We start from the raw sequence: 19,268 nt of genomic DNA on the forward strand, positions 1-19,268 counted from the left end.
GTACGGGCCCCGCTCCGCCGCCCCGGCCCGGCGACGGCCCCGGTTAGCATCGGACCCGTCGTTTCCGCACGTGGAGCGGGGTGACACCGGCCGGCCGGACCTGGGCACGGCGGGCCGGAGGACACAGTGGACCCGCCGCACCGGCGGAGCGGCGGGAAGGGCGGCGATGACCGACTCCAGGGGCCTGGTGCTGATCGTCGAGGACGAGCGGCACATCGCCGACGTCCAGCGCCTCTACCTCACCCGCGAGGGCTTCGGCGTGCACGTGGAGACCGACGGCACCGCCGGACTCGCCGCCGCCCGCCGGATGAGCCCGGCCGCCATCGTGCTCGACATCGGCCTCCCCGGCCTCGACGGCATCGCCTTCTGCCGGGCCCTGCGCGAGGCCGACGACTGGACGCCCGTCCTGCTGGTCACCGCCCGCGGCGAGGAGGCCGACCGGATCCTCGGCCTGGAACTCGGCGCCGACGACTACCTCACCAAACCCTTCTCGCCGCGCGAACTCGTCGCCCGCGTCAAGACCGTGCTGCGCCGCGCCTACGGCCCGCCCACCCGGGCCGCCGGCACCCTCGGCCGGATCAGCCTCGACCCCGCCACCCGGACCGTCCGCCGCGACGGCGCACCCGTCGACCTCACCGCCACCGAGTTCAACCTCCTCGCCCACCTGCTGCGCCACCCCGGCCAGGTCTTCACCCGCGAACAACTGCTCGCCCAGGTCTGGGGCTACGCCCGCTACCGGGACACCCGGATGGTCGACGTGTTCGTCTCCCAGCTGCGCGCCAAGCTGGGTGAGGCGAGCTGCATCCGCACCGTGCGCGGCGTCGGGTACAGCGCCGCGGCGGAGCAGGGCCTGGACGGCAGCCCGGACGGCAGCTCGGAACGCAGCTCGGACCGCGGCCGGTGAGCGGCCGTCCGTCCCGGCGCGGCTCCCTCGCCCGCAGCCTGGTCCTGCTGACCACCGCCGTCGCCGCCCTCGCCGTCGCCCTCACCGGCCTGATCGCCTGGCAGACCGCCGCCGACGGCGCCGAACAGCGCGAACGGGAGGCGCTCGCCCGCCAGGCCACCGGCCTCAGCCGACTGCCCGGCCTGTCCGAGCTGGTCTTCGACCGGGCCCAGGAGCTGTCCGGGCCCAACGGCGTCCAACTGGCCGTGATCAGCCCCGACGGCGCCGTCCGCGGCACCGCCACCCCGGCCGTCGACACCGCCTCCAAGGCCGCCCTGCTGGCCGGCCGTCCGGTCTCCACCGGCGGACTCCTCGGCGGCGAACAGGTGCTCCTGGTCGGCCGGCCCGACGTCCGCGGCGGCGCGATCGTCCTCACCGAGCCGTACGCCGTGGTCGCCCACAACACCGACCGGATCCGCCGCAACACCCTGCTGCCGCTGATCACCGGCATGCTCGGCGCCGCCCTCGCCGGCGCCCTGCTGGCCCGCCGGATCGCCCGTCCGCTCGGCGCGGCCGCCGACGCCGCGCACCGCCTCGCCGAGGGCGAACGCGGCGTCCCGGCCCCCGCCGACGGCCCGCGCGAGGCCGCCGAGATCGGCCGGGCCCTCACCGTCCTCGACACCGCGCTCACCCGCAGCGAGGACCGGCAGCGGCAGTTCCTGCTCTCCGTCTCGCACGAGCTGCGCACCCCGCTCACCGCCCTGCAGGGATACGCCGAGGCGCTGGCCGACGGATTGATCGAGGAGGACCGGCTGCCGGAGGTCGGCCGCACCCTCGCCGAGGAGACCCGCCGACTCGACCGCTTCCTCGGCGACCTGCTCGCCCTGGCCCGGCTGGAGGCCGAGGACTTCCGCCTGGACACCGCCGCCACCGACCTCGCCGCGGTCGCGGCGGAGGCCGCCGCCTTCTGGACCGATCCCTGCGGGCGGGCCGGCATCGACCTCCGGCTGGACCGTCCGGCCGGTCCGGTGACCGCGGACACCGACGCCTTCCGGGTCCGGCAACTGCTCGACGGGCTGATCGGGAACGCGCTGCGGGCCACGCCCGGCGGAGGGACGGTGGTGCTCGCCGTCCGGGCCGGCGCCGGGGGCGGAGCCGAACTCCAGGTCCGCGACAGCGGTCCGGGACTCGACGAGGAGGACGTCCGCGTCGCCTTCGACAGCGGCGCCCTGCACCAGCGCTACCGGGCCACCCGCCCGGTCGGCAGCGGTCTCGGCCTCGCCATCGCCCACCGCCTCACCGGCCGCCTCGGCGGCACCGTCACCGTCCGCGGCCACGGCCCCGAGGGCGGCGCGGCCTTCACGGTCACCCTCCCGCCGGCGGCGGGCTGAACCCCCGCCGTCCGGCGAGCCGCTTGGGGTCCGGGCGACCTACTCCGGGTCGGTGTCCTCGTTCACGTCGCCGAGGTGCAGCGGACCGCCGTCCGGCTCCCGCCCGCCGGTGGCCAGCACCCCGGGCAGCAGGGCGGCCATCCGCTTGGGCCGGACGGTCTCCGCCGTGGTCGCCAACTCCGCGACCCGCCACCAGCGGTGCCCGTAGCGGGCCTCCTCGGTATCGACCGCCATCGCCCGGACCTCCGAGGGCCCCACCCGGACGAACCGGTACTCCTCGTGCTGGTCGAAGCCCCGACCGTCCACGCTGAACACCGCGCGCCGGGTCCACACCACCGGACCCAACCGCTCCTCGGGCAGCGTCAGACCCGTCTCCTCCCGCAGCTCCCGCACCGCGGCCCGGGCGTGGTCCTCACCGGCCTCCACCCCGCCGCCGACCGTGAACCACCACCGCGCCCCCGGCCTCCGCGGATCACGCCCGCACAGGAGGAGCAGCCGGTCCTCCGCATCCACCAGCAGCACCCGGGAGGTCCACCGCTTCGTCAACTCCATGGGCCCGATGGTACGGAACGCCGGTGCACGAACGCCCCGCCCCTGCCTTCCCCACGGGATCCACCCGGTTCATCCGATCTGATGGTTTGTCAGATCGAGGGCTTGCCGCGCCGTGGCCACCCGCCTACCGTGCCATCGCAGACGGCGTCGGAGGCAGCGGCCCGGAGAGGCGACCGGGCCCGGCCGACGCGGCCGTCGGCAGCAGGAGCACAGCAGGGGGCTGCGGGACGCGGGTCGCCGACCGGTCCGCGAGTGGGGAGTTCCCGGGTCCCACGGTCGCGTCCACGGGCGTGCGGGGAGGCAGCAGCAGTGAGCGACATCGAAGTCACCGGCATCGAGCGGACCCTGGAGCGGATCGAGTCCCGGCTCACCGGTCCGACCCGGGCCTACGTCACCCGCCGGGCCCAGGCGGTCCCGGCCCAGCCCGGCCAAGGGGCCCCGGCCGTCCAGCCCACCGACGAGGAGGTCCTGACCAACCTGCGCGCCCGCCTGGAGATCGCCCAGGCCGCCCGGACCGAGGCCCGGAACGACCTCCCGCTCTCCGCCGCAGACCCCGGCGGGGACGCCGCGCTCCTCCTCGACTTCACCCGCCGGGTGGCCGACGCCCTCCGCGGCGCGGACGCCCCCGGCTTCGCCGTGGGTGAGCTGCGCCGGACGCTCGCGGCCTGGTCCAAGGGCGAGGGCGCGCCCGCCCACGCCCTGGTCGACAGCGTGGTGAACGGGCTGGTCCGCCGCACGCGCGAACGCACCCTGGCGGCCGCCAGGGCGGCGCAGGAGGCGAGTCAGCCGCGGGTCCGCCCGGTCCGGACCAACGAGGAGGTCCTCCACGACGTGATCACGCGCAAGCGCGGCGAGGCCGGCCCCTCCTACGACCCCGAGTACCGGAACGCGACCCAGCCCGGCGACGTCAAGTCGGTCCTGGTCGTGGCCGGCGTGGACCACCACGGCGCCAACGGCCGCGGCGACCGGCTGGCCACGATCACCGTCGACCTGATCGAGCGGCTGACGGACCGCCAGGAGAAGTGGACGGTCACCGGTTGCGCCGAGGTCGCCGCCCTGAACCGCTACCTCCTCGCGGCCGCCTACCCCGACGCGGACGCCGCCCTCCGGGCGTTCACCGGCGGCACCGTCACCGGCGCGGTGATCTCCACCCTCTCGCTGTACGGGCGGACCGCGGACAAGCCCGGCAGCTGGGACGTCCGCCAGCCCTGCCACCAGTGCCAGCAGTGGCTCAAGGCCCTGAGGATCACCGTGCACGCCAAGGGCGCCCGCAGCTGAGGGTGCCCGCAGCCGAGGGCGACGGCGCCCTAAGTCGGGTACACCACCAGGCCGTAGAGCATCACGAGGAAACCCGCGGCGCCGACGGCGAGCACGGCCTTCGGCGCCTTGTGGAGCCAGGCCGGGCGGGAACCGCGGTCCGGCCAGCGGAGGCCCCAGGCGCCCATCAGCACGCCCTGGGCGGCCAGGGCGAGGCCCATGGCCGACACGCCGGCGGGGACGAGGACCCCGTCGCCGAGGATCCACGGCCGTCCGTCGCTCAGCCGGGCCCGGAGGACGGGCCGCTCGCTCGGGCACCACGTGGGCCGCACCGTGGCGATCTCACAGGAGCGGGGCCAGATGTACGCGTCGCCGCGCCCGCCCCTCAGCTCCACGCCCGTGACGTCCTCGCCGTGGTCCGGGTGGAACGTCCCGTAGCAGTGGTGGACGCTGGTCCCGCCGCCGCGCCCGTACTCGGTGACGGTGGAGTCCACGCACTGCTCCACCTCCATGACGCCCTTGGTGCCGGCCAACCCGACCGCGGCCAGCACGTCCGAGCCGAAGAAGGCCGCGCAGCCCAGACCCATGATGGCGAGGTAGATCCCGAACACGGCCAGGCCGTGCCGCCGTTCCCCGTTGCCCCGGTCGCCCACCCGGATGTCCTGGCCGGCGGCGTCGCCGAGCCCCCCGCTCTCCGTAGCCATGCCGCCACGGTACGGGGAGCGGGCCCATGCTGTCAGGACCCCCGAACACCGGACCCCGAACACCGGACCCGCGGGCCGGACCCGCGGGACGGACTCAACCGAGGCGGCTGCGGGCGCCGTTGGGGCGGAGCTGGCCGCGGCCGGTACGGGCCGGACGGGAGGGGCGGCGGTCGGAACGCGGATCGGCCGTCCCGGGCCGGGGGCGGGCGGCCACCGCGGCCTCCATCGCCCGGACGGCGAGGATCATCGCCATGGCGGCCAGCCCGGCGGGCTCCGCGACCCCGCGGTCGGCGGCCTCCACCTGGCACCACGAGCACCACACCGCGCTCGCCCGGCCGCCGTCCGGATAGACCAGCCCGGCCGGCGGGAAGTAGTGGGCCCCGCACTGCTGACAGACGAAGACGAGCCTCATCCGGCGGTCACCTCTGATCCACCGCGGCCCCCGCACCCGTCTGGTTCGGCCATGTCGCCACCTCCTGTGCACAGACGGTAGCGCGCCGCATCCTCGAATGACAGACAGATCGTCAGCAGGACTGCCCTACTCGCGGGTTCGTGTCCTCATGTACGGGCCGGTCCGTCCGGCCCTGCTCAGGACGGCACGAGCTGCCGCAGCGGCAGCTTCAAGCCCCGGGGCGCGTCCGACCACGCGGAGCCGGATCAGCCGAGCGACACACCGCGCTCGCGGGCCACGGCTTCCAGGCCGTACCGGGCCACGTGCTCCGCGTTGCCCAGGTCGATCGTCCGGATGCCCGCGGCGGCCAGCCGCTCGTTGATCTCGTCCAGGTGCTGCTGCACCAGCTGCTTCTCGGCATCGGTGGTGCGGCCCTTGTGCGGTGTGCCGGCGTGCTCCACGCTGGCGTAGTTCACCCGCTCCCGGGCGCCGGCCGGTGCCGCGGCCTGGCTCGCACCGGTGCGCGTCACCCGCTTCGCACCGCGCAGCACCTCGGCCATCGGGGCGGCCGACGCCAGCCGGTCGAAGGCCGCCGCCTCCAGGACGACCGTCTCCGGCTCCTCGCCGTCCGGGCGGTGTACCTCGATGGTCACCAGGTCCAGCGCCAGGTCCTCGACCGCGGTCAGCTCCTCGGCCAGCGCCTCGATCTCGACCGCCCCGTCCACCAGGTCGGGGTGCTGGCGCACCACGATGCGCACCAGGTCACCGTCGTCCTCCACGTGCTTGCCGGTCAGGTCCGAGAACCGGATGATCTTCTGGCCCATGTCTGCCTGTCGCCTCTCGTCGCGCCTGTGATCAGCCGAGAGCCTACGCCCGAACCGATCACCGGCCGCCCGCCACCAGGGCTTGTCCGACCCGGGCTCCTCAGCGGGGCCCGTGGGTGTTGAGGAAGAGCACCGGGCCGTCGCCGAAGCGCCCCGCCGCGTCGAGGGCGAGGAGGGCGGCCAGGGCCTTGGCGGTGTAGGTGCGTTCCAGCGGCAGGCCCGCCTCGGCGGCGCGGGCCAGGGCGGTGTCGGCCTCGGGGGTCGGGTGGGCGTAGCCCGGGCCGAGCCAGCTGCGCTCGGTGGGCAGGTCCCGGGGGCCGAGGGCGAGGGGTGGGAGGTCGGCGCCGCGGCGGCGGAGGAGGGTCTCCGAGCGGCGGGCCAGGCGGAGGAGGGCGGGGGTGTCCAGCCGCAGGGTGTCGTTGACGACGATGCCCAGCACGCGGGTGCGCAGGCCGGCGATCCGCAGGCCGAGCGCGAGCCCGGCGGACGTCCCGCCCGATCCGACGGCCGTCACCAGCCAGGCGGGTTCCGGCAGTTGCCCGGCCGCCACCTGCCCGGCCAGTTCCAGCGCGGTCTCCACGGCCCCGAGCGTGCCCAGCGGCGAGGACCCGCCCGCCGGGAGCACGTACGGCAGGAACCGGCCGTGCGGGGAGCTGTGCCGGGCGAGCAGCCAGGGCAACGCGGCCACCAGCCGCGGCTTGGTGTGCAGGAAGTGCAGGGTGGCGCCGGAGGCCCGCAGGCGGTCCAGCTGCGCGCGGGTGTGCGCGTCCACCGGGTGGTCGATCAGCGCGAGGGCCACCCGAAGGCCCTGCTCCCGGCCGTAACGGGCAGCCGCCAGGCCCCAGTTGGTGCCGAGCCCGCCGACGGTGAGCAGGGTCCGCGCCCCACGGCGGCGGGCCTCCGGCAGCAGCCACTCCAGCTTGCGGACCTTGTTGCCGCCCCACCCGCCGTCCCCGTAGCCGCTCTCGTCCTTCACCCACAGCGGCGCCCGCCCGCCGAGCCCCGCCAACTCCCGTACGGGCGAGGGCCCCCGGCCCAGCGCAAAGTACGGCAGCGACCCCGCCAGGCCGGGGCAGCGCTCGTGCAGCAGCGGACGCCTCATGGGGCCGACGGTACGCCGGCCCGGGCGCCCTGGGGAGAGCGCCGAGGCGCCTACGGCCTCGGAGCGTCCGCGACCGCGCCGGCGCCGCGCAGCTCGGTCCAGGCGGACCGGAGGACGCCGATCTCCCGGTCGACCTGGAGGCGCGAGCCCACCGAGCCGTCCGCGAGGCCCTCGGCCTGGCGACCACGATCCGGCCCCGGGGGTACTCGCTCTGACCGGTGGGCCGTCGTCACCTGCTCGCCGCTGTGCCGGCCGGGTCGGTGGCGGCGTCGGTGGCGGGGAGGTGGCGGAGGGCCTCGCGGAGGGTGGTGCCGGACATCGCGGCGCGGTGGGTGTCGACCCAGGTGCGGACGAACGCCGGCTCGCCTCGCGAGAGTTCGCGCAGGACCCAGCCGAGGGCCTTGCGGACGAAGAACTCCCGTTCGGCCACCGTGGCCCGGCCGTAGCGGTCGACGCGGGCGAGGTCCGGCGTGCCGGCGCGGATCCCCGGCAGCAGGGCGAGCAGGGCCGTGCGGCGCACCCAGAAGTCGCCGTCCGCCAGCCAGCGGTCGAGCACCGGGGAGCCCTCCGCCGGGCTGCGGAGGACGACGGCCCCGGCGACGTGGACGGCCAGGGTGTCCACCAGCGCCCAGGTCCGGGCCCGGCGCACCATCGACTCGACCACCGGCAGATCGGCGACCTCCAGGTCCGCGACGGCCAGCCGCAGCAGCTCCACCGCCGCCCAGCGGTGCTCGTACACCGGCTCGTCCCACAGCCGCGCCGAGAGCCGGAGCGCCCGGTCGTGGCCGACCGGCCCCAGCCCGCGGTACCAGCCGGTCACGGCCCGCCGCAGCGCCGGGACCGGGACGCCGAGGTGGCGGAGGTCGCTGCGCAGGTAGGCGCGCTCCCGCTCGGCGCGCTCGGGGGTGCCAAGGGCGGGGAGGGCGGTGGTGAGCGCGGCGAGGTCGCGGTCCTCGTCCGGCGCGGTGTGGCGCGGGGTCATCCGGTGGCCTCCAGGACCGACTTGAGGGCGGCGAGTTCGGTGTCCACCAGGGCGGTCTGCCGGTCGAACTCCGCGTCCGTGAGCATCGGCGGCCGGAGGAAGGTGATCATGAACTCGGCGCCGTCGCCGTTGGGGACCACCCGGGCGGGGACCCGCCAGGAGGCGGTGTCGTCCCGGTAGTCGTGGTCGAGCACGCCGAGCGCCGCGTCCGGGTGCAGCCGCAGCCGGGCCGGGCCGGCCGGGGTGGACATCGCCCACCAGGCCGGGTCCTCGGTGGGCTCGATGGAAAGGACGTTGACCACGGCCCGGCGCGGCCAGTTCGCCGGATCGGCGAGGAAGGCGAACACCTCGGCCGCGGGCCGGTCGGTGCCGACGGTCTTGGTGACGGAACGGGTGATCACGGCGGTACCTCGGTCGTTGCTCAGGGGTGTTCGGGCGGGGGCGGGGCGGGGGCGCTACGGCGCGGGCGGATGCGGCTCGCCGACCAGCCGGCGGATCCAGCCCTCCAACCGCGCGCGCTGCCCGGCGTCCAAGGAGCCGAAGAAGTGGGCGTCGTTGCGGTCGGCCACCTCGGCCAGCACGGGGACCAGCCCCTCGCCCTCCGTGGTGAGGACCAGCAGCACGCTGCGCCGGGAGGCCGGATCGGGCTCACGCCGCAGCAGGCCCTTGGCGATCAGCCGGTCGACCAGCCGCGACACGGCCCCCGGATCGATGTCCATATGTCGGGCCACCGCCGTGGTGGTGCCGTGGCCGTGGAAGACGGCCGCCATCACGCCCCACTGGGAGACGGTGACGTCGTACCGGCCGATCTCGGCCTCGAACCGGCCGTGCACCTCGTCGGAGAGGCGGCGCAGCCAGTAGCCGAGGTGGTCGTGGAGTCCGCTCGTCGTGCTCACCCTTCCAGAATCGTTGTCGGAGCAATGGTTGTCAAGGCAATGGTTGGGGGGCGGGTGAGGGCGGTCCGAGGATCGCGCGGCGGGCGTCCTGGGCGGCGGCCAGCAGGCGTTCGTCCAGCTCCGTCTCCGCGTCCCGGGTCGAGTCGTTGACCGGGATCCGGGTCCGGCGGTCGATCACGGCCTCCACCGCCGGGAGCGCCGGACGGGCCGAGGGGCCGATGCGGCCGAGGGCGGCCAGGTAGTCGCCGCCGATCCCGTACTCGTCCAGGTGCGGGGTGAGCAGGGCGAGCAGCCGGGGGAGCGCGGCGGGGCCGGCGTGCCGCAGCCACAGCGGTGCGCAGAGCGCCTGCATCCGGCCCGGCCGGAGGAAGGCGAGGTTGTGCAGCTGCGCGGCCTGGCGGAAGGTCAGCGGACCGGCGTCCAGCAGGGCGCCGAAGACCGCCGGGGCGTGCGCCAGCCGGGCCACCCCGACCGGCTTGGCCGCGAGCAGCGCCGCGGCGCCGTCCCGGTCGTAGCGCGGGACAGGTGCACAGGCCGCGGGCCGGCCCCGCTCGTACGGCGTGAACGCGACCGCGGCCGCCGCCCCGCCGTGCACGTCCATCGCGGCCCGTGAGATCGACGCCGTCCGCAGCGCCGCCGCGATCCGCGGTCCGGGCCGCGGGCCGGCGTGGCGGAGGAGCAGGGGCATCAGTGCGACCGGGGCCGCCCGCCAGCCGTGGCAGGCCGCCCGGGTCAGGTCGGCCCCGACCTCCCGGGTGGCGGGGTCGGCGAGGAGCCGGGCGGCGAGGGCGTAGGTGTGCTGCTCGCGGCGCAGCCCGTACAGCGTCCAGCCCCACCGCCGCCCGGTGCGCGTCAGGTGCCGCGAGGCCTCCTGGACGTCAGCGAGGAGCGCCGCGTCGAGCTCCGGCCGGGCGGCGGGGTCCGCCGCCTGCAGGGCGGCCAGGTGCGCCAGGAAGCGGACGGAGGCCAGCGGGTCGTCCCGCCGGCCGGCGAGGTCGGCGGGGTGGAGCGCCTCGGCCAGGAGGGTCCGGGCGGCGGGATCGGTCACCCCGTCGAGCACCGCGCCCGGAAGCACGCCGCGGCCGGCGGATCGGGCGGTCTGCGCCGCCTGCCGCCGTACCTCGGGGTCGGGGTCGGTGAGCCGGTCGCGCGCGGCCGCCACGGCCTCGGGCCAGCGTTCGGTGAGGGTGAGGTCTTCGAGCAGGGCGAGGGCGGGCCGTCGGAGGGGGTGCCCCGGGGACCGGGCGAGCCGGAGCAGCAGGGCGGCGGCCGGTCCGGTGCGGTCGGCGCGGACCTCGGCGAGCAGCGCGGTGCGGGACGGGTCGGGGCGCGGGTGCGGATGCGGGTCGGAGGCCGCCAGGGCCTCGTCCACCCGCCTCAACGGACGGGGCGGTGGGCGCCCTTCGGTGCGGAGGAATCGATCATCGGGCGATCATGCCACGGACGAGGCCGCCCCGCGGCGAATTCACGGTCCGGCGAGGGGCGTGAGCGAGGGGCCTTGAGGACGGGCGCGTCACAGGCAGATCCAGCGGTAGAGCCGCTCATCGGCGGTCCGGGCCCGCCGGGCGAGTGCCCCGACCCGCCGGTCGTCCATCCAAATCTGACGGTGTGTCTAAACTCCTCGACGAAGGCAGACTTGAACCGAAGCGGGGGAACGCCGATGTCCGACCGTACGACCGCCGAGTGGGTCAGCCCGTCCGCGGGGGAGGGGCCCGAGGGGTGGCTGGCCAGGCCGGCCGGGAGCGAGCCGCTGGGGGCGGTGATCGTCGCCGGGGAGATGTTCGGCGTCAACGGCCACCTCCGCGGCATCTGCGAGCGGCTCGCCGAAGCCGGGTACGCCGCACTGGCGCCGGACTTCTACTGGCGCACGGGCCGCCGCCGCGGCCTCGGCTACGACGAGGACGCCCGGACCGAGGGCCGCCGCCTGATGACCGGGCTGCGCCGGGAGGAGGTGCTCGCCGACCTCGCCGCGGCCCGGGAGTACGCCGCCGGCCTGGCCGGTGCGGGCGGGATCGGGATGCTCGGCTTCAGCCTCGGCGGGCACATCGCCGTGCTGGGCGCGACCGCGCTCCGGTTCGACCTGGTGGTGAGCTACTACGGCGGCTGGCTCCTGGACGGCGGCCTGCCGCTTGCCGACCCCCTCCCGCCGATCGCCCGGAGCGCCGAGATCGCCGAGCGCACCGGGTACCTGCTCGGGTTCTTCGGCGCCGACGACTTCGTGATGTCGCTCGACGAGTGGCACCGCGTCGGCGAACGGCTGGCCGCAGCCGGCGTGCCGCACGAGCAGGTCACCTACGAGCAGGTCGGCCACGGCTTCTTCAACGACGAGCGGCCCGACACCTACGACGCCAAGGCGAGCGAGGACGCCTGGCGCCGCACCCTGGACGCCCTCACCACCCACGTGGCCCGCCCCCGGCCGTCCTGAGACGCCACCACCCGGGCAGCCCGCATCCCGTCCAGGGGGCCGGGCCGCTGCTACTCGGGCTGCCGCTCTTCGGGCTGCGCAGCGCACCCGGGCCGTGGAACGACCCCGGACCTCAAACGACCCCGGACCTCAGAGACGTACCACCACCAGGGCGGTGTCGTCCGTGACGCCCTGGGGTGGCAGGAGGTCGCGGAGGATGGCGTCCGCCAGGGCCCCGGGGGCGGCGTCGCGGTGCCGGGTCAGGGAGGCGGCGAGCGCGGCGAGGCCGGTGTCGATGTCCCGGCGGCGGCGCTCGACCAGCCCGTCGGTGTAGAGCACCAGGGTGTCGCCCCCGGTGAAGCCGAGGGTGGCCTGCGGACGGGCGGTGGGTTCGGCGTGGGCGTCCAGCGGCGGATCGGTCGCCCGGTCGAGGAACTCCACCGTGCCGTCGCCCCGCAGCAGCGCGGGCGGCGGGTGCCCGGCGCTGCTGTACGTGATCCAGCCGCGGTCCCAGTCGATGACCGCGGTCAGGGCGGTGGTGGACTCGGCGCCGTCCACGAAGTGGGCGTACCGGTCGAGGACCTCCAGCGCCTGCGCGGGCCCCTCCGCCACCCGGGACGCGGCGCTGAGCGCGCTGCGCAGCTGGCCCATCACCCCCGCCGCCTCCAGGCCGTGGCCGACCACGTCGCCGACCGAGACGCCGATCCGGTCGCCGGGCAGCTCGATCAGGTCGTACCAGTCCCCGCACACGTTCAGCGCGCCCGTCGCGGGCCGGTAGCGGACGGCGGTCCGGTGGTTCCCGACCGGCCGGGGTGCGGGCAGCATGGCGCGCTGCAGGGCCAGTGCCACCTCGCGTTCGCGGGCGTGCGCCTGCCGCAGCCGCTCGTTGACCTCCTGGAGTTCGCGGGCCCGCATGTACAGCTCGGCCTCCAGCACCCGGGTCCGGCCCTCGGCCGGTTCGCCGTGGGCGCGGATCAGCTCGGTGACCTCCTCGACCCGGTGCAGCAGCAGGTCCACCCGCCCGTCCGGTCCCTCGACCGCGGCGTTGACCGGGCTCCAGTAGCGCTCCTCCCACTCGCCGGGCCGCTCCAGCGACTCGACGTCGTAGCGCTGCAGCGCCATGGTGTCCCGCTCGCCGGTGGCCAGTACCCGCTCCAGCGAGGCCCGCAGGTTGCGGCTGCCGGTGGCGGCGGGGTCGTTGGGGTTGTCGGGGAAGACGTCGAACAGGTACCGGCCCACCAGCTCCTCGCGCGGGCGGCCGGACGCCCGGACGAACTCGTCGTTCACGTCGGCGTACGTCAGCTCGGGGGTCAGCAGGGCCACCAGGGCGGGCAGGGCCCGGAACACGGCCGCGTAGTCGATCGCCGTCTCGCTCATCGTCCGCCGCCTTCGCCGAACCGGTGGGTGCCACCACAATAGGTCCGGCGGAGGAGGTCCGCGCAGCTCAAGGGGGGCTGCGGCGGCCCGGCGGCGCCCGCGCTCGCACGACGGCGGTGACCCGGGGCCCCGACCGGAGGACCTGGTCGGCGGCGGTCGGCCTGGACACCCGGGGCCTGCTCGCGACGGCCGTCGCCTGACGGACGGGGCCTGACGGCCGGGGTCTGACGGCCGGGGTCTGACGGACGGGGCCGCACCGGGTACCCACCCGGGTACCCGGTGGCGGTTGAGTACGGCGACTCAGGCGGGCCGCCGGGCCCGGCCGTCACGATGGCCGGGACACGACCGACCGACCCGGGGGGCATGCGATGGCCGAACACGACAGCGGGCTGCGGATCCTGGTGAGGGTGCTGATCGGCCTCCTGCTCGTGGCCGTCGCCGTACCCGTGCTGTACTACCTCTTCATCTGCGCGGTGTGGATGAGCCTCGACTACCAGTGACAGCTCCTACTGCTTGGCGTAGTCGGTGAAACCCTGCCAGTCGAGGACGACGCAGGGTTCGTCGCCGATCACCCAGGCGTCGTGGCCGGGTGGGATCTCCAGGGCGTCGCCCGGGCCGACCTCGGTCTCCGTGCCGTCGTCCATCCGGATCACCATCCGGCCGCTGAGGCAGTAGCCGACGTGGGCGGACTGGCAGCTGTCCGTCCCCGCGAGCGGCTTGACGTGCTCGGACCACTTCCAGCCCGGGTTGAAGGTGCCGCGGCCCACCGCGGTACTGCCCAGCTCGACGAGTTCCACCTGTCCCTTGCCGCCGACGAACGGGCGGGTCTCCTCGGGGTCGTCGAAGCTCTTCCTGACTGCGCCGGCCATCCCGTCGCCTCCCTGGTCGGCCGCCCTCGCGGACCTGGCCGCCACGAGCACGGTCACCTTCAGCGTACGTCCGGGGCCGGCGACCAGCCGCCCGGGCGGGCCACCGGCCCCACGGCCCCACGGCTCCGCGGGCGGCCGCCGCAGGGCCGTTGTCGGTACCCCTCGCTACGGTCGCCGCATGATCGATCGCGAGACGTTCGCCCCGCTGGTGTTCTTCGAGTACGACCACAAGCCGGGGACCTACTGCCTGATGCTGAGCGACCACCACATGGTGGCCGTGGAGGAGGTCTTCGACGCCTGCGGCCAGTACGGCAACGGCTACGGCTGGGAGGGCGTGGCCCGGTCCGCCCTGCGGGCGCGGGCGCCGCAGCTGGCCGATCGGCTCTCCTTCGACCCCGAGGCCGGGATGTTCGTCGCCCACGGCCGGGACGCCGACGCGCTCCGGGCGCTGGGGGCGCTGCTCCGCGAGGCGTGGCACGACCGCGAGGTGCTGCGGGTGTTCATCGAGACGGGCGAGCCGGAGTGGTTCGACTGAGCCGCGCGGTCCGCAGCCGCCGCCGCGACGGGGGACACCGCGCCGTGGGGCGACGGCGCGCGGGTGGCTCTGCGGGGTTTGGCTCCCCTGCCGGGTGGTCGGTCGCTAGCATCGAGCTGTGACTGCCACTCAGTTCGACACACGGGTGGACAAGGGGCCGGCGGCGCCCGGGAGGCGCTCCCCGGGCGCGGACGGGGCCGCCCGATGACGCCCGCCCACCCGGCCCGGTTCGCCCAGCAGGTCGCGGCCGCGATCCGCCTGCTGCCCGAGTCCGCCCGCAAGGAGCTGAGGACCGCGCTGGAGCAGGCTCAGGACGACCCGCTGTCCTGGCCGCAGGCCGACCGGTACGACCTGGACGACACCGTACGGGTCGTCACCACGGGCTCCGCCATCGTCCACTACGCGATCCTGCCCGAGCCTCGGCACCTGTGGGTGTTCGCCGCCACCGTGCTCTGAAACCCGCGCCGTGCCGGGCCCCGGGCCGGGCAGCCGGCACCGCGCTCAGGACAGCAGCAGCGGCATGTCCCAGCCGGTCGGGCTGCCGCCAGTGGCGTAGGCGTCCAGGGCGAGGGCCACGCCGGAGGCGCCGTCCAGGTAGCCCGACACGTCGGAGCCGAACGGGACCGCGGTCATGGTGAACCGGTAGCCGAACGGCGCCGCCGGGTCGAAGGCGTCGACCAGCCGGGCCGCCACCCGGTCGCGCAGGGCCTCGATCCGCTCGTCGCCGAACTCATCGTTCAGACGGCCCAGTTGGTGCAGCGCACCGGCCCAGCCGTGGCACAGGGCGTGGTCGTGGATTCCCCAGTCGTCCATCGGGACGGCCAGCAGGCGCTCCGCCGAGGCCAGGGCCAGCGCCGTCCAGTCCGGCCGGCCCAGCGCCAGGCCGGCCAGCTGCACGGCCCGGGAGACGCCGGGCGCGCCGTAGCACCAGGAGGGCCAGCCGGCGGGCGTGTCGAACGCCTCCGGGCCGGCCGTGTACTCGGCGAGGTCCAGGTAGCCGGGCCAGTAGACGCCGTACCCGTCGCGCACCGCCCACCGGGCGAGCAGCCCGGCCGCGGACTCGATGGCCTCCCGCTGCCCCGGCAGCCGCACCCCCTGCCGCCAGGCCAGCGAGAGCAGGGCCAGCGGACCGGCCACGCCGTGCGAGATGCCCAGGTTGAGGTGTCCGTCGGGGAGCTGCGCCTCCGAGCCGGTCCGCGGCGCGTCCAGGGCCCACCAGCGCGGGACCCGCCGCCCGCGGTGCTCCACCTCGCCGCAGGCCAGCCGGATCAGGTAGCCGAGGACGCTCTCCAGCTCCTCGCCGCAGGTCTCGGCGCGGGCCAGCAGGTAGCGGCCGACGCCGGTCATGCCGCGCACCACCTCGTAGTGGCCGATGGTGGGCAGCGGCCCGTCCGGGACCGCCGGCAGCGCGGTGCGGACCAGCTGCCGCTGGTAGTCGTCGAGCCGCTGGAGGGCCGAGGCGTAGCCGCCGGTGGCCCGGTTGGCGATCAGGACGGCGAAGGCCAGGGCGCCCGGCCCCTTGAAGATGCCGCTCGGGGTGGTGTCGCCCTGGGCGGCGGCCCGGGTGGCCACGCCGAGGTACCCGTGGGCTCGGGCGGTGCGGTCGGTGGCCGGGCGGGAGCCGCCGCTGAACGCGATGGCCAGGCCGGGGCTGCCGCTGCCGAGGGTGAGCTCGGCCCAGATGCCCTCGGGGACGCCGTCGTCCGCGGCCTCGGCGGGGATCCGGGTCGCGGCCGCGGTGGCGGCCGGGTCGGCGAGCCGGTCGAGGACCGCGTCCGACACGGCCCCGGCCCGCTCGCGCAGGACGGCCCGGTCGACGGCGGCCGGGGCGGAGGTCAGGGCCGAGGTGTCGGCGGTGGTCTCGGCGCTGGTCATCGGGTGCTCCTGTCGCCGGTGGAGGCCGCGTGGGCGCGGCGTCCGAGAAGGGTCCGGGCGGCGCCGCGGAGCACCGCGTACCCGCGCGCCTCCGCCGCCGCGTCGATGCCGAAGAGGCGGTTGTGCCGCATGTGCAGCAGGGACAGCACGGCCTCGTCCCGGTCGGCCTCCGGGCCGGCCAGCACCAGGCCGCCGTACGCCCGGGGCTCGGGGGACTCCGTCCACAGCGGCCCGAGCGCCGGGATGCCGAGGGCCTCGGCGGCGTGCCGGGCGGCCTCCCCGGGCCGGATCAGCCGGTCCACCAGGGACCGGTGCCGCTGGTACACCTCGTGGTCGGGGCCCTTGGTGAACAGGTGGTCCGCCCAGGCGCACCAGTCCCAGTCGCCGAGCGAGTCCAGCAGCACCGCGTGCCCGACGGCCGCCAGCACCTCGTCCGGTACGGCCGCCGCCCCGGCCCGCCGGGCCCGCAGCTGGAGCAGCGCGGACCGGCTGTCGGTCAGGAACAGCCGCTCGGCGGCCTCCTGGGCCGCGGGGCCGCCGTAGCGGTCGGTCTCCGGCCGGTACACGTCCAGGGCCATGGTCCGCAGCGCCCCGGCATCGATCAGTCCCCGGACGTGGCGGGCGAGCGCGGGCAGCACCCGGCCGTGCAGGGCCTGCGGGTCCCCGTGGAAGCGCAGCCGCAGGTGGGGGTCCGGGTCGCGGTAGCGGAGGAAGAACCAGCGGTCGACGTCCTCCTCGACCTCCGCCAGCAGGGCGGGCAGGTGGTCGGCCAGGACCGCCTCCTGGGCGGCCGGCTCGGCGTACAGCTTGGCGAACAGCCAGTCCTCGCCGGGGAGATGGACCCGGGTGGGGGCGGGCCGGATCGGGGCCTTCGCCAGCGGCGCGGGCTCGGAGCGCCGGGCCGGCGCGGCGGCCGAAGGGCGGGCCGTGCGGACCAGCGGGACGACGATCTCGGTGGCGTAGCCGGCGTTCCAGCCCAGCACCGCGGGGTCGGCGGTGAGGTCCTCGTACAGCATGAACCGCGGTTCGGCGGCGGTGAGTTCGGCGCGCAGGAGGGACTGGTCCCAGCGCTCGCGCAGGTCGACGGGGAACATCTGGTCGTTGCGGGCGATCTGGAGCCGGTCCGGCACGCGGTAGCGGCGGCGCCACTCGGCCAGGCCGGCCTCCCAGGCCGCGGTGCCGGGGGTGCGGGCGGCGTCCCGCAGCCGGCGGCCGGGCAGCCAGCGCCTGGGGGCGGTCAGCACCCGGCCGTGGCGGACCCGCGGCAGGTAGGGCAGCACGTCCAGCCCGGCCCAGTCCCAGCCGGACCAGACCCGGGGGCGGGCCGCGGCCAGGTCCGACAGGAACCGGGCCACCGGCGGCGCCTGCGCGTCCAGGGCCAACATGTGCGGGAAGACCGGGACGACCTGGCGGCCGGTCGGCTCGTGCAGCAGCCGCAGGCCGTCCTCGCCGGCCGCGACGAGCAGGGTGCGCCAGTCCAGGCAGAACGGGTCGGCGCGGTCGTCGGGCACCCCGATCGGGATGCGGTACGGCAGCAGCGGCGGCACCTGGACGATGTTGAGCGAGCGCGGGTCGCGCGGCATCAGCTCGACCTGGGCGAGCAGGACGCCCTCGTCGTCGGGGCCGGCGGCCAGCCGGGCGAGGTCCTCGGTGAGGCCGGTGCGGGCGGCGAACCGGCCCGCGGTCGCGCCGGCCGTCCAGGAGCCGATGTGCGGGCTGCCGAGCAGCAGGTACTCGCCGCGGTCCAGGGCGGCCGGGCTCTCGGCGAGGACCTGGAAGCAGAGTTCGAGGGTGCGCGGCGGGCGGCGGTCCGGGTCGTACCCGGTGGCGGCGGCCAGGCGGGCCACGTCCTCGTCGGTCAGAACCAGGTCGCCGCCCTCCAGCACCGCCTGCTGGGCGAGTTCGGCGATCGCGTTGCGGCGCGGCCGGTCGGCGTCCTCGCCCGGGCCGGACCGGGAGTGGGCCGGCGTGGCGCCGTACTCGGGCGGCAGACCGAGCCCGCGGTGCGGGTCGACCAGGTCCGCGAGCGGGACGGCGGAGGCGGTGCCGTACCGCTCGATGAACCGGTCGCGGTAGTCCCGCAGGTACTCCAGGGTGGTCCACTCCGGGGTCATCGCCCAGATCGCGGCGGCGTAGCGGCGCACCTCCTCGCCGACGGACTCGGGGAGGACGATGTCGGCGGGCATCCGCAGGTCGACCTGGACCGGGGGGCGCTCGCCGGCCGTGGCGGCCGCTGCGGTCGGGCTGGTGCCGTCGGCGCTCGTGGGGCCGTCGGGGGAGGCCGGACCGTCGCCGGCGTCCAGACGGCGGATGGCGGCGAGCAGGTCGCGCCAGGAGGCCAGGCCCTCGCCGGGCCGGTCGCGTTCGTGGGCGGCCGCGGCGGCGCGGACCGCCCGCAGGCCCTCGGCGGCGCCCGGGACGGCCCCGTCCACGGCGGACTCGATCCGGTCGAGCAGGGCGTCGTCGATCCGGTGCGGGGTGAGCGAGGTCAGCAGGATCCCGTGCCGGACCAGCCCCGCGAGCAGGGTGTCGACCCGGTCGGCGGCGACGGAGGGGAAGCGGGCCGCGAGGTCCTCCAGCAGGGCCGGGTACGCGACCGGGCGGGCCGCCGCCGTGCGGACCCGGGCGACCAGCGCGTTGTCTCGGACGGAGATCTCCTTCTCCCCGGTGTGCAGGGACAGCCGGCCGTCGCGCAGGACGCACAGGTCGTTGAGCACCACCTGCACCCGGCGGCGGACCTCCGGCACGGCCAGCCAGTCCCGCACCCGCCGGTGCAGCCATGCGCCGTCCAGCCGGACCGCCACCTCGCCGGGGCCGGAGAGCCCCGCCTTGGCGACCGGCCCGAACCGGGCCCGGCCCACACCGGCGAACAGCCCGAACGGGGTGGGGCGCCCGCCGGTCCGGCGGGCGTACCGGGTCAGGGTGCGGGCCGCGCTGAGGGTGCGCTTGCGGCCGAGCGAGGCCGCGCCCTCGGCGGTGTCCAGGCGGTCGAGGCTGAGCGCGAGGCTGCCGCTGGCGACCTCCACGGCCTGGCGGAGCGCCGGGTCCGCGGCCAGCCGGCGGACGCCCGGGACCGGGTCGTCCGGGTCGATCCTCGCCTCGGCCCGGTCGCGCGGCGTACTCGCCATCCGGACCAGCACCGGTTCACGGACCTCGAAGATCTCCGGGTCTGGGCGCACGTCGTTCGTCCCTCGCATCGCAGGTGGTACGGGAAACCGCAGGTGGT

20 protein-coding genes are annotated in these 19,268 nt (G+C 76.3%); 7 read left to right on the top strand and 13 right to left on the bottom strand.

The window, feature by feature from the left end; all coding sequences use genetic code 11:
• Nucleotides 1–166 precede the first annotated feature (166 nt).
• Nucleotides 167–904: a response regulator transcription factor gene (locus ABWK59_RS33125; protein ID WP_354644360.1), complete on the top strand. Its 738-nt coding sequence runs from the start codon at nucleotides 167–169 to the stop codon at nucleotides 902–904.
• Nucleotides 901–2,274 carry a sensor histidine kinase gene (locus ABWK59_RS33130; RefSeq protein ID WP_354644361.1) on the top strand — a complete coding sequence of 458 codons (1,374 nt, stop codon included), beginning with the start codon at nucleotides 901–903 and terminating at the stop codon, nucleotides 2,272–2,274. Before ABWK59_RS33125 ends, ABWK59_RS33130 begins: the two co-directional genes overlap by 4 nt.
• Nucleotides 2,275–2,313: 39 nt before the next feature.
• On the opposite strand, the gene ABWK59_RS33135 is transcribed toward ABWK59_RS33130, so the two are convergent.
• Nucleotides 2,314–2,826 carry an NUDIX hydrolase gene (locus ABWK59_RS33135; RefSeq protein ID WP_354644362.1) on the bottom strand — a complete coding sequence of 171 codons (513 nt, stop codon included), beginning with the start codon at nucleotides 2,824–2,826 and terminating at the stop codon, nucleotides 2,314–2,316.
• Nucleotides 2,827–3,135: 309 nt separating this feature from the next.
• Between ABWK59_RS33135 and ABWK59_RS33140 the strand changes: the two genes are divergently transcribed.
• Nucleotides 3,136–4,104, top strand: coding sequence for a hypothetical protein (locus ABWK59_RS33140; RefSeq protein ID WP_354644363.1), 969 nt, complete (start codon nucleotides 3,136–3,138; stop codon nucleotides 4,102–4,104).
• Between the two features lie 29 nt (nucleotides 4,105–4,133).
• Here the strand turns inward: ABWK59_RS33140 and ABWK59_RS33145 are convergent, their stop codons facing one another.
• The 8 genes from ABWK59_RS33145 to ABWK59_RS33180 form a co-directional block, all read right to left on the bottom strand.
• Complete coding sequence (locus ABWK59_RS33145) at nucleotides 4,134–4,787, bottom strand: hypothetical protein (protein WP_354644364.1); 654 nt, start codon at nucleotides 4,785–4,787, stop codon at nucleotides 4,134–4,136.
• 94 nt (nucleotides 4,788–4,881) lie between these two features.
• Complete coding sequence (locus ABWK59_RS33150) at nucleotides 4,882–5,199, bottom strand: hypothetical protein (RefSeq protein WP_354644365.1); 318 nt, start codon at nucleotides 5,197–5,199, stop codon at nucleotides 4,882–4,884.
• Between the two features lie 245 nt (nucleotides 5,200–5,444).
• On the bottom strand, nucleotides 5,445–6,002 hold the full coding sequence (locus ABWK59_RS33155; protein ID WP_354644366.1) for a hypothetical protein: 558 nt from the start codon (nucleotides 6,000–6,002) through the stop codon (nucleotides 5,445–5,447).
• A 100-nt stretch (nucleotides 6,003–6,102) separates the two neighbouring features.
• Nucleotides 6,103–7,104, bottom strand: a complete 1,002-nt coding sequence (locus ABWK59_RS33160; protein ID WP_354644367.1) for a 1-aminocyclopropane-1-carboxylate deaminase/D-cysteine desulfhydrase — start codon at nucleotides 7,102–7,104, stop codon at nucleotides 6,103–6,105.
• A gap of 229 nt (nucleotides 7,105–7,333) precedes the next feature.
• On the bottom strand, nucleotides 7,334–8,086 hold the full coding sequence (locus tag ABWK59_RS33165; RefSeq protein ID WP_354644368.1) for a DNA alkylation repair protein: 753 nt from the start codon (nucleotides 8,084–8,086) through the stop codon (nucleotides 7,334–7,336).
• Complete coding sequence (locus tag ABWK59_RS33170; RefSeq protein ID WP_354644369.1) at nucleotides 8,083–8,487, bottom strand: hypothetical protein; 405 nt, start codon at nucleotides 8,485–8,487, stop codon at nucleotides 8,083–8,085. The genes ABWK59_RS33165 and ABWK59_RS33170 overlap by 4 nt, the downstream gene beginning before the upstream one ends.
• Before the next feature lie 54 nt (nucleotides 8,488–8,541).
• Complete coding sequence (locus tag ABWK59_RS33175) at nucleotides 8,542–8,982, bottom strand: MarR family winged helix-turn-helix transcriptional regulator (RefSeq protein WP_354644370.1); 441 nt, start codon at nucleotides 8,980–8,982, stop codon at nucleotides 8,542–8,544.
• Nucleotides 8,983–9,013: 31 nt separating this feature from the next.
• Nucleotides 9,014–10,354: a hypothetical protein gene (locus ABWK59_RS33180; RefSeq protein ID WP_354644371.1), complete on the bottom strand. Its 1,341-nt coding sequence runs from the start codon at nucleotides 10,352–10,354 to the stop codon at nucleotides 9,014–9,016.
• Nucleotides 10,355–10,642: 288 nt separating this feature from the next.
• Here ABWK59_RS33180 and ABWK59_RS33185 point away from each other — a divergent pair, with 288 nt between their 5' ends.
• Complete coding sequence (locus ABWK59_RS33185) at nucleotides 10,643–11,407, top strand: dienelactone hydrolase family protein (RefSeq protein ID WP_354644372.1); 765 nt, start codon at nucleotides 10,643–10,645, stop codon at nucleotides 11,405–11,407.
• A gap of 129 nt (nucleotides 11,408–11,536) precedes the next feature.
• Here the strand turns inward: ABWK59_RS33185 and ABWK59_RS33190 are convergent, their stop codons facing one another.
• A complete protein-coding gene (locus ABWK59_RS33190) occupies nucleotides 11,537–12,763 on the bottom strand; it encodes a PP2C family protein-serine/threonine phosphatase (RefSeq protein ID WP_354644373.1) in 1,227 nt (408 codons plus the stop codon).
• A 368-nt stretch (nucleotides 12,764–13,131) separates the two neighbouring features.
• Here ABWK59_RS33190 and ABWK59_RS33195 point away from each other — a divergent pair, with 368 nt between their 5' ends.
• On the top strand, nucleotides 13,132–13,263 hold the full coding sequence (locus tag ABWK59_RS33195; RefSeq protein WP_354644374.1) for a hypothetical protein: 132 nt from the start codon (nucleotides 13,132–13,134) through the stop codon (nucleotides 13,261–13,263).
• Nucleotides 13,264–13,269: 6 nt separating this feature from the next.
• Here the strand turns inward: ABWK59_RS33195 and ABWK59_RS33200 are convergent, their stop codons facing one another.
• Entirely contained in the window at nucleotides 13,270–13,632 is a 363-nt protein-coding gene (locus ABWK59_RS33200; RefSeq protein ID WP_354644375.1) for a cupin domain-containing protein, read from the bottom strand.
• A gap of 178 nt (nucleotides 13,633–13,810) precedes the next feature.
• Between ABWK59_RS33200 and ABWK59_RS33205 the strand changes: the two genes are divergently transcribed.
• Both ABWK59_RS33205 and ABWK59_RS33210 read left to right on the top strand, forming a co-directional pair.
• The gene (locus ABWK59_RS33205; protein ID WP_354644376.1) at nucleotides 13,811–14,167 is read left to right on the top strand and encodes an immunity 51 family protein; all 357 of its coding nucleotides are present in this window, start codon (nucleotides 13,811–13,813) and stop codon (nucleotides 14,165–14,167) included.
• 204 nt (nucleotides 14,168–14,371) lie between these two features.
• Nucleotides 14,372–14,623 (top strand): hypothetical protein, encoded by a 252-nt coding sequence (locus ABWK59_RS33210; RefSeq protein ID WP_354644377.1) that lies wholly within the window; start codon nucleotides 14,372–14,374, stop codon nucleotides 14,621–14,623.
• 45 nt (nucleotides 14,624–14,668) lie between these two features.
• Here the strand turns inward: ABWK59_RS33210 and ABWK59_RS33215 are convergent, their stop codons facing one another.
• On the bottom strand, nucleotides 14,669–16,042 hold the full coding sequence (locus tag ABWK59_RS33215) for a lanthionine synthetase C family protein (RefSeq protein WP_354644378.1): 1,374 nt from the start codon (nucleotides 16,040–16,042) through the stop codon (nucleotides 14,669–14,671).
• Nucleotides 16,039–19,239, bottom strand: a complete 3,201-nt coding sequence (locus ABWK59_RS33220) for a lantibiotic dehydratase (RefSeq protein ID WP_420492889.1) — start codon at nucleotides 19,237–19,239, stop codon at nucleotides 16,039–16,041. Before ABWK59_RS33220 ends, ABWK59_RS33215 begins: the two co-directional genes overlap by 4 nt.
• Nucleotides 19,240–19,268: the final 29 nt, after the last annotated feature.

This window comes from Kitasatospora sp. HUAS MG31 (assembly GCF_040571325.1).
GTDB classification, from domain to species: domain Bacteria; phylum Actinomycetota; class Actinomycetes; order Streptomycetales; family Streptomycetaceae; genus Kitasatospora; species Kitasatospora camelliae.